The sequence below is a fragment of the Leeuwenhoekiella palythoae genome, assembly GCF_900130045.1.
Classification (GTDB): domain Bacteria; phylum Bacteroidota; class Bacteroidia; order Flavobacteriales; family Flavobacteriaceae; genus Leeuwenhoekiella; species Leeuwenhoekiella palythoae.
The window spans coordinates 851,861-864,115 of record NZ_FQXT01000002.1 but is presented as its reverse complement, the minus strand read 5'-3'; the positions used below and the strand labels follow the sequence as shown (position 1 = coordinate 864,115).

The following is a 12,255-nucleotide window of genomic DNA, read 5'->3' as shown; positions in this document are numbered from 1 at the left end:
TTCCTGCGCTACGATCACTGAAGCATCGGTAGCATTCTGAAAGCTGATGTTGTGTATCTTTTCAAAACGCGTTTCTTCAAACTTTCCCGCGGGTTCATATTTGATCAATGCTGAATCTTTAACCTGTAAATCCATATCTACTGAATGAGTTTTGCTGACTTTAAAAATGTTTAGAAAAGCTAACTTTTTTTGAAATTTCTACATCACCGCGCTACAATATCTAGCTTTCTAAGGATGAAATTCCCAATTTTCTTAACTATTTCAAAAAAGATTCGATAGACAACGGCTGTAAGAGGCTAAATAACATCAATTGCAGGGCTCTGGTATTTGCAATTTGTTATCAAATTGCAAAATATATTGAGCATCTTACTCAAAAATCACCTCCCCGGCATTCACCCATTCTTTATGCGTGATTGCTTGTTTTTTGATAGATTTTCCGCCGATTGAAAAACCAGCAGAGACCTTTGTTGGGTTTTCTGAAACATTTTGTATCACCAAGGTGTCGTTAGCATAAAAATCAGAATTCAAATGAATAGTCACCTTGTTGAATTGCGGTGCAGAAAGTGTATAGGTCGCTTCGCCCGGAGTCATCGGGTAAAAGCCCATCATCGCATAAATGAGCCAGGCGCTCATAGTTCCTGTATCTTCATTACCCGGAAGCCCGGCAGGATTATTAGTAAAATACGTATCGATCAAATCAGCTACTTTTTCACGGGTTTTATAACTCTTCCCCGGAAGATAATTGTATAAAAACGGATACGCAATATCAGGCTCATTAGCCATATCAAACTGATCTTCCGCAAAAAGTGCATCGAGCTTAGCCTCAAAATTTTTGGCACCTCCCATCAACTTGATCATTCCCTTGATGTCGTGTGGCTGCATAAATAAATACTGCCACGCATTACCTTCTATAAAGCCCGGATTCTCGGTAAAATTAGCTCCCGCAAGAGGATCAAATGGTTCGTACCAAGTGTCGTCAGACATTTTAGGTTGTAAAAATCCAGATGTTTTATTGAACAGTTTTTTATACGAAAGCGCGCGCTTCGTAAAACGCTTAGCATCTTCTTTTTTTCCTAGCGCTTCAGCCAATTGAGCGATACTAAAATCTGCAATATTATATTCCTGAGTGGTAGAAACAGGACCCGCAACGTCTGAGTCAACACTTACATAACCTTTATCAATGTACTCAGCTATACCCGGGCGCAACGGATTATTCTCTCTTGCGTCAGCACTTTTGAGCATTGCCGCGTATGCTTTTTCCACATCAAAACCAGTGATTCCTCTTTGGTATGTATCTGCTAAAACTACTGCTGCCGGATCACCAACCATCGTAAATGTTTCGGTTGCATTAAGTTCCCACTTAGGCAGCCAGTCATTTTGATCATAGATCTCAAGCATAGAATTCACCATATCTAACTGCTCCTGCGGATACAGCAAACTCATCAACTGGTGGTAATTACGATAGGTATCCCATAGCGAAAACACCGTATAACGGGTACCGTCTGTTTTTTTAGTCGCCCGGGTTTTCATCGCGGGGTACTCCCCATTACTGTCATTCAAAATACTTGGCGCTATCTGCGTATGATACAAGCCGGTATAGAAAATGGTTTTGTCGTCTGCATCATCCCCTTCTACTTCAACAACGCTCAATTTATCATTCCATGCATTTTTGGTTTGTTGATATACCTCATCAAAAGTAGCATCACCTACTTCCTTATCAAGATTCTCTCGCGCGTTTGCAATGCTCACGTAAGACACACCAATTTTCATCACGACCTGCGTGGGCTTTTCAAAATCATACTGCACATAGGCACCGATGCTATCTCCCACCACTTCGCGCATAAATTGTTCTTTGAGACGTGTCTTCCCGTTGTAACCCATCCACTGTGCTTCTACTCCTTCATAACTTGCCGGTTTATCCCATATTCCAAAATTCTCAGGTGCTTCAGAAATGCGCGCAACGAAATACACCGGATACGCACTTTCAGCATTATTGTAGCAAAACGCTCCAACCATTCGGTAGCCTTCAATCTCTGTAGGCGAATTGAATTTAAGCATCGCACCGTGCTCATTAGTAAGACCGAGACCTAAATTCAATAAAAGATTAGCCTTTCCGGCAGGAAAACTATACCTGCTCACACCCACGCGGGTGCTTGCGGTCAGCTCCGTTTTCACATCATATTTATCTAATTCAACCGAATAATATCCAGGTTTTGCTTCTTCGTTTTTATAGGTCGTTCCATACTGTAAATGCTCTGTTTTGAGTTCACCAGTGGTTGGCATACTCAAGATCACACCTAGATCAGGACAGCCCACACCGCTCATATTGAGGTGGCTAAAACCGGTTAAGAAGGTATTCTCGTTCACATAAGGATTAGACAACCAGCGGCTGTCTTTTTCTAATGCATTTTGACTTCCGGCGACATTAAACGGAGAAACGCTCGCCATCCCACGCGGAGCGATCGCTCCCGGATGCGTCGCCCCAAAATTAGAAGTTCCTATAAATGGGTTTACATATTGTGTGTAGTCTTTTTGTTGGGCCGTTGCTAAAAAACTAAAGCATAAAGCGAGCAACAACGCTACTCTTGAATACATCATGGGATTCTATGTTCTATTAATTCACTAAAATTTCATCAACAAATAACCAAGCGCCGCCTCCTTTTGGAGTTTCGCTCAATGGTTTTATAGTCACTCGAAGATACTGCGCCTGCTGCTTTTTAAAATCGAGTTTGAAATTTTCAATTTTTGCACCGGGATTCGTCTGATAATCTCGTGTTGTTTCAGCTACTTGCTGAAAATTTGTTCCATCCTGAGAAACTTCAACTTTCAGCTCCTCCGGAAAATAAATACCGGTTCCCTGCTCTTCTAAAGTTCCTACAACCACTTGCTGCACCTCTTTCAATTCCTGGAGATCGATCGTAACCACCGCAGAATTGTTAATCCATCCCTGCCAGCGGCCGTCTTTAAAATATTTGCTTCCGCGCAGCACATCGACCAAAGCCGTCTCACCCGTTGAGGGGTAACTCGCGCTGTATTCAAATTTATAGGTTACCGGCTTTGCAACCGCTTGATGAAAGTCAAAAAACTTATTCATCGTATCGCCCATTTGCTTTCCGTTTTCAAAAACTGCCGCTTTTACACGTGTCGTACTATCAATTTTTAAAGGTGTTTGATAAAGAGCTGCTTCTGGCGTCAGCTCTGCTTCACCCAAAACATATCTAATTTCAGTATCCGGGAATTCTGAATGTAAAGCCACGGTGATCTCTCCGGTTTCAAGATCAATGGTAGATTCTTGCTGAACGGCAAAGGCACTCTTAGCATAATTGATCTCCATCACATCAAAACGCTGCATCATTTTACGCACACGGTGTGTATAATTTTCCCAGTCAATCTTTTCTTTGGGACTCCAGATCACTTCTGCTAGAGCTGTCAATCTTGGGAATAGCATATATTCTGAATGTGCTTCAGTAGAAATATATTCTGACCATAAATTGGCCTGACCTCCCAAAACGTGTTTCTTTTGTTCGACGCTCATCGAATCTACCACCGGATTAAACTCATATACTTTCTCTAACGGAAGAAACGCATTAAAGGCTACCGGTTCGTGATCAGGACTGCCTTGATAATAATCAAAATACATATGGCTTACCGGCGTCATAATCACATCGTGGCCCGCCTTGGTTGCTTCCCAGCCTCCTTGAAAACCGCGCCAACTCATCACCGTTGCTTTTTGTGGTAAACCACCTTCGAGGATCTCATCCCAACCAATTAAGGTTCGATTATGCTCACTGAGAAATTTCTCGATTCGCTTCATAAAATAGCTTTGAAGTTCACCGGTGTCAGCAAGGCCTTCTTCTCGCATTAATTTTTGACAAGAAGGGCAAGTTTCCCAATTGGTTCTCGTGGCTTCATCACCGCCGGCGTGAATGTACTCTCCCGGAAAAAGCGCCATCACTTCAGTTAGCACATCTTCTAAAAATTCAAAAGTGGTTTCTTTACCGGGACAGTAAATGTCTGTAATAGGCCAAACGCCACCAGACGGAACCGCAATAGGCTCATCGGTGCACGATAACCACGGGTACGCCGCGATCGCACTCATCACGTGCGCCGGCATTTCAATTTCAGGAATTACGCGAATTCCTTTTGCTTGCGCGTAAGCGACAATCTCTTTAATATCTTCTTGCGTGTAAAAACCACCGTAAGTTCCTTTTTCCTCAGGGTCGTTTTTAGTACGGGCATTCCAATGTTTATCTTCTTGATCTACGCGATAAGCACCAACTTCAGTAAGCTTAGGATATTTTTTGATCTCAATGCGCCACCCCTGATCGTCTACAAGGTGAAAGTGAAACGTATTCAGTTTTAAAAACGCCATACGATCCAAATGCTTTTTGATGTATTCTTTACCAAAAAAATGTCGAGAAACATCTAAATGACTTCCACGATAGGAATATTGTGGTGCATCGTTAATGCTAACATTAGGAATATACAAGGCTAAATCTGAAACCTGCGTTTTGCTTTCTACCTCCTTCGGAAGCAATTGCCTGATGGTTTCTAATCCATAGACAAAACCCAATTTTGAATTGGCTTCTAAAAGTACTTTTTCTGCAGTCACCTCTAGTGTATATGCTTCTTCTTCCAATTCAGAATTAATACTTAGCTGAATGCTGTTAGCAGTTTCTTCTGAAACAACATCTAAGCTAAAGCCCGCAGAATTTGAGAGTAAATCATTGATGATCCCCGTCAATTCCTTTAAACTACCGTTTGCAATTACAAAGCGGGTTTCTCTAGTGATCTCAAAACTGCCCGAATGTAATTCCAAAGATTTAGGCTGTGGAATCAAAACCAGATCAGCTTCGGTGAACGATGGATTTTTACTTTCGGCACAGCCTAGTAAAGCGATACTAAAAAAGAAAAAGAGCGTTTTTATGAGTTTCATCAAAAAGAAATTTAGTGTTCTATTCTACTTATAAACCTGATCAGGTTTTGGTATTTCTAAACGTTGGTCAGTAGCGTCAGCGGTCATTTCAAAAAGCAGTTCGCCACCATTGGTTATTTCGCTATGCGTGATAAAGCCACGTTTTAAAGGTTTTCCGTTGAGAAAAATCCTCTTTACGTAGGTGTTTTTATCAGAAAAGTTTTGTGCTGAAATGATAAACTTCTTATTGCCAGGAAGCTTGATCTCAGCTCTTTCAAACAGCGGAATACCCAAAATATATGCGCCCTGCGCCGGATTTACAGGATAAAAACCCAATGCGCTAAAAACATACCACGACGACATCTGCCCACAATCTTCATTACCACAATGCCCGTAAGGTTCATTTTTATATTGCGTTTTTAAAATTTCGCGAATGCGTTCCTGCGCTTTTGAAGGCTTCCCTACATAATTATAAAGATATGCCACGTGATGACTAGGCTCGTTACCGTGGTTATACTGCCCGATCATCCCGGTACTAAAGATTGGGAGTTTATCGGTAGGCTTGGGATACAAGCTAAACATTGAATCAAGCTTTTGCTCAAAAGCAGTGCTTCCACCGGTTTTTTTAATCAAGCCTTGAATGTCCTGAGGCACAAACCAGTAGTACTGCCACGCATTACTCTCGCTGTAAAAACGGGTATATTCTTTAGCTACAAAGGGCTCAACAAATTTGTTTTCAACTGTTTTAGGTCGGAAGAAATTGGTTTTGTTATCGTGTAATTTTTTCCAGTTTTCCGCACGTTTACTGAAGTATTTATAATCTTCTTTTTTACCCAAAGCCTTTGCAAATTGTGCGATACACCAATCGTCATAGGCATATTCTAAAGTTTTAGAAACACTCCAATCTTCGTTTTCTTCCGTTGCCGGGACGTAGCCCAATTTGCTATAAATAGGAATGCTGCGATCTGCGGCAGTTGCACTCGCTTTGCAGGCTTCGTAAGCTAATTCCGCATCAAAATCAAAACCTTTAAAATAGGCATCAACAACCACAGGAACGGCGTGATAGCCCAACATCATATTCGTCTCGTTGCCTTGCATCGACCAAACCGGAAGCAAACCCGTTTCTTTATAATGTGCTAACAGCGACTGTACAAAGTCCGGCAGACGCTCTTGCTGAATGATCGTATATAAGGGGTGTGCTGCGCGAAAAGTATCCCACAAGCTGAAGGTATCAAAACGGTCAAAACCTTGAGCAGTATTCACCTCATTATCTGCGCCTTTATAAGCGCCCTTAGGATCGCTTAAAAGTGTAGGCGCCAACATAGATTGATACATCATCGTATAGAAGAGTGCCTTCTGATCTTGATCTTCGGTGGTGATCTTAATCTTACTCAACTGGTCTTCCCAGACTGCTTCGGTTTGTTTTCGGTAGGCATCAAATTCAAAATGCGAAGCTTCGGTGTTCATGGAAGCATAAGCACCTTTAATATTTGCCGTGGATAAAGCCGTTTTTACCACCAGCTGCTCCGCTTCCGCGGTAGCGTAATTGAGTATGATTTTAGTATTGACTCCCGTTGCTTCTTGATCTACTTTATTTTTTCCTTCAAAAAGGGTATAGCTCTTAAAAGGTTTAGAAAACTGCATCACAAAATAGATACGCTCGTCTTTAGCCCATCCGGTTGATTTGCGATAGCCTTCTAGCGTCGTATTGTTTACAACTTTAATATAGGTGTCAGTAGCACGATCCCAGTTGAGCGCATACCCCAGGTCTACATACACTTGCGAGGCGCTATCCTTTGGAAACGTATACCGCTGAATTCCCACACGCGGCGTTGCAGTAAGTTCGACGTTGATCTCATAATCGGTCAATTCTACCTGATAATATCCTGCCGAAGCCGATTCCTGCTGGTGATTAAACGCAGAAAACGGGCGATACCCGTTTGCTTCAATGCGTTTTGATGATTTACTATTGACAGGCATCACCAGGATATCATATAAATCTCCGGCTCCGGTGCCTGTTAAATGCGTATGCGAAAAACCGCTAATAATGCTGTCTTGATAAAAATATCCTGCAATGCGGTCCCAACCCGGCGTACCAATATCCGGACTCAGTTGCACCATCCCATAGGGTGCAGTCGCCCCGGGATAAGTATTCCCGGGGCCATCTGTACCTATAAACGGATTTACACTAGAAGTTAGGGATTTCTGTGTAAAGCCATACACACTAATAAAAAGACTTAAACTTAGAAGGAGGTATTTCATTAAATCTCGTTTGCTTCTTTAATCACCGCAAGGAGCTCTGGCGTAAGCGCATTACCATCAAAGAACGATGCGCCTTTTGCACCATTTTCTTTTGCTAGCTGAATCGCTTTTGCTAAGTCCTCCGCGCTCATTTCCGGCACATAGATACCGGTATGCAATTCGGTACCCGTTCCTTCAAGATCTTTTACACCCTGACCGGTAGCAAAGCCAATCCAGTCGATTTCTTCGTTATAAAAGTTGTGGTAGATCATTGGTAGAACCACATCAATATTCCATTTATCCCAACGTTGACGCACCATATGATCTGCCATTTCAGGATAAGGAAACACTGCTCCTGTTAATAATTTTCCATTTTTATGGGCTACTTCATAAGCATCATCAACTACGGCTTTGATCTGATTTAAACGGAATTGCTTCCATTCCATATCAATTGCAGTATTATGTGATTCTAACGGATTTTTATGATGTTCTTCTTCAAACTTTGCAATACAAGCATCGCAATAGCAGAAATCATATTCAGGCAACTCTGTATCTTGAACCAAGTCGTATTTTGGTAACAGACCTATTGGCAAGAACACATCTGGATAGCGAATGTAATCTAGATGAAAACTGCTCACTCCTTCTACCTTGGTCAGCTTATCGATCAAGCCTAAAATGTGATTACGCGATCCCTCACGAGTAGGGCATAAAAACTGGTAATAATCTACATAGGGTCGATGGTCAAATGTTGACTTTCCTTCTTTACTCACAGCATACCACTCCGGGTGTTTTAGCGCCACAGTGTCTCCGGGGCGGTTCATCGTAAACATCCACGCATGAACTTCGAGACCTTCAGCGGTTGCTAAAGGAGTAAGACGCGCCAATAACTCAGCATCTGCATTGGTGTTGATCAAAACGGCGTCAAGACCATTTTCGGCATATTTTTTAAATTCCTCTACATAAGAATCATCGCTGCGTTTGGGATCTGCAGTCGTCCAGGTCCAGAATTTAAAATCTTCAGAAACTGAAGAATCCTGCGTTTTTTCAGCTTGATCTTTATTTCCCGCAGGATGCATATTATCAATACAAGAAGTAGCCACTATCGCTACCAGCAGTACAATGAGGTGTTTTAGTTTCATAGGTTTCCTTAATTAAGTTTTGAATATTTGCCGTCTTCCTGAATACGGTAAACTGCATCTGAAAACGGACTTTCAACAGTAATTGACCAACCGTAGGTGTGGTTTTCTAAAACCGGAGTTATGGTTTTATTCTCTAACTGAAATGTTTCTGCTTTTAGCGCATCAAGCGAAGTAGCCCACGTTTTATTTTCAGAGAAATACGCTTTTTGAGCACGATAAAATTCATACAACTTCCAGCGGATCTGCTCATCTTGCGGAATCGTAAACGCAACTTCTTCCGAAACCGGCTTGGTAGAAAAATACACATACCCCCAATGCTCCGGTTCGTGCATATTGATCACGCCTTGTGGCGACCACACCCAGTTATATTCCGGTAGAAATTTCCCGGAAGCATCTTTTTTACGGCTGTAAGTGCTTCCATCTAAATCGTGATCCCAGTTGACCCTCGAGAAATTTATGCGCCAGAAACTATCTGCCGGTACGTCGTTACTACCGCTCGCTTCTTTTAATACTTCCCAAGGCATCGCGATCTCAACGCTCCAGCTTTTATCTGTATCTGTGGGGTCGTTTAAAGTACCATTGATTGATACCGCGGTTTGCAAGCCTTGAATATCCCAACTATCAACCACAGGAGCCGACTCGCGGTAAGGTTTTACTAAAAGTAAATCCCAAACCGTATTGAGCGCATTCATCTCAAACTCATAATAGTTGTGCGTATCACCATCAGGGTCTATAAAAATCTCAAAGTCATTATTATAAAAAATCACGGTGTCCCGCTGCTTTAAGGTCGCCCAAATATGAGGTTCTTTAAGCTCTGCATAGAAATACAGATTTTCATCATCCCACAACATTTTTACCCGTGTATCGTATTTGGGGATCTTGACACCTTCGATGTCTATAAACGATTCTGAAAATGGGGCTGCTTCCCAAACTTCTTCCTCTGCTTTTCCGTCAATTGTTAACGGTGCATCAATATGATGCGTAACATAAGAACGAGGTTTCACTTGGGCGAAACTTCCGTAGCTAATCAAAAGCAAGAATATAGAAAGGGCAGTTTTAATCATTTTACAGGCTGTTATTTTTAACGAAATCAATGATCTCGCTGAGTTTTCCAAAAGCCACCGAAGTTACGGTATCTGCCGCTCCATAATACAAGGCCACCTTATCTTCTTCTACTGAATGTAAAGTCGCACACGGAAACAACACATTAGGCACATCGCCTACCAACTCGTACGGTGCAGCCGGTGCCAGCAAATATGGCTGACTGCGGTACAATACTTTATCTGGGCTATCCTTATCTAAAATCGCCGCTCCCACCGAATATCTAAATCCGTTGCAGGTGTTGATCACGCCGTGATAGAACAGTAACCAACCTTCATCGGTTAAGATAGGCACAGGTCCTGCACCAATTTTTGTACACTGCCAAGCGCTATCTGTAAACGGCGCAACTTTCATCACACAACGGTGCTCGCCCCAATATTTCATATCAGGACTGTAGCTGATATAAATGTCACCAAAAGGCGTATGCCCATTATCACTAGGACGGCTCAACATTGCGTATTTCCCATTTATTTTCTGCGGAAGCAACACACCGTTTCTATTAAAAGGAAGAAAGGCATTTTCGCACTGAAAGAATTCTTTAAAGTCAAAAGTGTACCCAATACCAATAGTTGGCCCGTGATAACCGTTGCACCACGTGATCCAATAGCGGTCTTCAATAAAACAAACGCGTGGGTCGTATTTATAATCAGAATCGATCATTTCAGTATTTCCGGCACCAAATTCGATAGGATCGTGATTGATGTCCCAGTTGATTCCATCTTTACTGAAGCCGGCAAAAATATTCATTTGCACCGCTTTGTTATCGCATCTAAAAACTCCGGCGTAGCCATCTTCAAAAGGCACAACAGCCGAATTGAAAATACTGTTAGAACTGGGGATCGCATACCTGTCTATAATAGGATTTGCATCATAACGCCACATTACATCAGTGCTGTTTGCCGGTCTGTCTTGCCAAGGAATTTGCGTTGTACTCATATATTGTATTCTATATTTTTACCCGTTTCGGGTGTTTTGTATTGATTTTAATTGTTCAGTTTTTTGACTTTATCCAGCCAAGTAAATTTTAAAATAAGGGTAGTCACTCCAAAAACCAGTATGCTTATCGCGGTCTTCTCATAGTCGCGCACCACCAGATAAATAGGCAGTAAGATCATACTGGATTGCCAAACGATCCCCACGATACAGTTGAACATATCCAGGCCAAAATCTGTATTCTTGCCCACTTGTTCTTCTTCGGTTAACTGCTCGCGCACCGGTTTCCACCAACCCCAAGGATGTACAGAAGTGTAGAAACTTTTTAAGGTCTTTAATGCCGTAGGTGGAGTTAAATAAGTACCTAAGAACGAACCTAAAAGTGAAAATCCTAGAATTATGGGGAATAGATAAATCGCCGGAATATGCGAATACCAGAATAGGAAGCTTCCTTCGGTATAGGTTGATGCGCCTTGATCTATCATAAACTGAAGCGTAGCGATCACCAGACCGCTTAACATTCCCCAGAAATAACCCCAGCCGTTAAAACGCCACCAAATCCATTTTAGGAAATTAGCCGCAACGTAGCCACCATACAGCGAACTTGTAATCCACAACGTGATCGAGTTGATCGATTCTGCAAAGAAGCCCATAATCACTCCTAAAGTTACTACAGCGAAAGACGCGATGTGACTTGCTTTTACATAGTGTTTATCAGTCGCTTCAGGTTTAAAATATTTCTTATAAATATCATTAACGATGTAGGCAGGACCCGCGTTTACAAAAGCCGAAAAAGTTGACATAAAAGCAGCTAACAACCCGGCAAGCAACAAGCCTTTAATTCCTACAGGCACGTGATTATTGATCACTTGGGGAAGAATAACTTCAAGATCATTACTGGTTACGCCTCCTGCATTTGCAAGTTCAGGAGCGATGTAAACCAAGCCCAACACAACGATTGCCGCGATCATTAAATACCTAGGAATAAATAAAACGAGGTTGGTAAATCCGCTCATATAGGCCGCATCTTTTGCCGTGCGCGTTGATAAAATACGCTGCATATCATAGCTAGGCGTTGGCCCGGCGATACTGGCAAAAAAGCCCTTAAATAAACTCATACCTACAAAAGCGCCAAACATCTTGTAGCCCTGTGTATCAATAAGTCGGTTAAATTCTTCAAAGTCGCCCGACCAAAATCCGGTGAGTTGACTACCGAAGGTAACTCTGGTCCATTCTTCAGGAATCAGCGCTGTGATTTCCGCATCGGTAAAGGAGAAAAAAGTGTATCCTGCAACAAGTATTCCTGCCAGAACCATTATCCCAAACTGCAATACTTCGGTAGAAACTACAGAGAACATTCCACCTTTAATCGTATAAATCGTTGTGAGCAAGATCAAGATCAGCGCATAGACTTGTTCTGCATTCAGCAGCGTGAGATCACCAACAACGAGGCTTACATCCCAAGGTAAGATCACGGTCATAAATTTACCGGCACCTTCAAAAAAATAGGCTATAAATCCTACTGAAGCCACCACGGCAAAAATCGCCACGATCAAGTGTGAAGCGCGGCCGGCTTTATCGTCGCCAAAACGAGAAAGAATCCATTCTGAACCGGTCATCACATTAGATCTGCGAATCCAAACCGCCAAGAACATCATCACAAAGACTTGGTTAAAAATGGGCCACATCCACATAAACATGAAGCTCTTCACGCCATACAAAAACAGGATCCCCACCATCCAAGCCGTACCCGAAACATCAAACATTCCTGAGCCGTTACTCAAGCCCAGATAATACCATTTGATGCTTTTTCCGCCCAAAAAATAAGAATCGAGTCCTTTTGAAGCTTTTTTAGCCACGTAAACTCCAATCCCAATGGTGAGCAGCAGGTATATCGCAATTATGATTACATCAATACTCTCCATA

7 protein-coding genes are annotated in these 12,255 nt (G+C 42.2%); all 7 read right to left on the bottom strand.

The features are described 5' to 3' along the window. Window positions 1-366 precede the first annotated feature (366 nt). The 7 genes from BUA96_RS07255 to BUA96_RS07225 are packed head-to-tail and all read right to left on the bottom strand — an operon-like array spanning window position 367 to window position 12,254. The gene (locus tag BUA96_RS07255; RefSeq protein WP_072981732.1) at window positions 367-2,598 is read right to left on the bottom strand and encodes a GH92 family glycosyl hydrolase; all 2,232 of its coding nucleotides are present in this window, start codon (window positions 2,596-2,598) and stop codon (window positions 367-369) included. Window positions 2,599-2,614: 16 nt separating this feature from the next. Beyond that, window positions 2,615-4,936: a glycoside hydrolase family 20 protein gene (locus BUA96_RS07250; protein ID WP_072981730.1), complete on the bottom strand. Its 2,322-nt coding sequence runs from the start codon at window positions 4,934-4,936 to the stop codon at window positions 2,615-2,617. 24 nt (window positions 4,937-4,960) lie between these two features. Next, the gene (locus tag BUA96_RS07245) at window positions 4,961-7,177 is read right to left on the bottom strand and encodes a GH92 family glycosyl hydrolase (RefSeq protein WP_072981728.1); all 2,217 of its coding nucleotides are present in this window, start codon (window positions 7,175-7,177) and stop codon (window positions 4,961-4,963) included. Further along, window positions 7,177-8,295 (bottom strand): glycoside hydrolase family protein, encoded by a 1,119-nt coding sequence (locus BUA96_RS07240; RefSeq protein ID WP_072981726.1) that lies wholly within the window; start codon window positions 8,293-8,295, stop codon window positions 7,177-7,179. The genes BUA96_RS07245 and BUA96_RS07240 overlap by 1 nt, the downstream gene beginning before the upstream one ends. Before the next feature lie 8 nt (window positions 8,296-8,303). Beyond that, window positions 8,304-9,359: a carbohydrate-binding family 9-like protein gene (locus BUA96_RS07235; protein WP_072981724.1), complete on the bottom strand. Its 1,056-nt coding sequence runs from the start codon at window positions 9,357-9,359 to the stop codon at window positions 8,304-8,306. Window position 9,360: 1 nt separating this feature from the next. Then, window positions 9,361-10,332, bottom strand: a complete 972-nt coding sequence (locus BUA96_RS07230) for a glycoside hydrolase family 130 protein (RefSeq protein WP_072981722.1) — start codon at window positions 10,330-10,332, stop codon at window positions 9,361-9,363. 47 nt (window positions 10,333-10,379) lie between these two features. After that, window positions 10,380-12,254 (bottom strand): sodium:solute symporter family protein, encoded by a 1,875-nt coding sequence (locus tag BUA96_RS07225; RefSeq protein ID WP_072981720.1) that lies wholly within the window; start codon window positions 12,252-12,254, stop codon window positions 10,380-10,382. Window position 12,255: the final 1 nt, after the last annotated feature.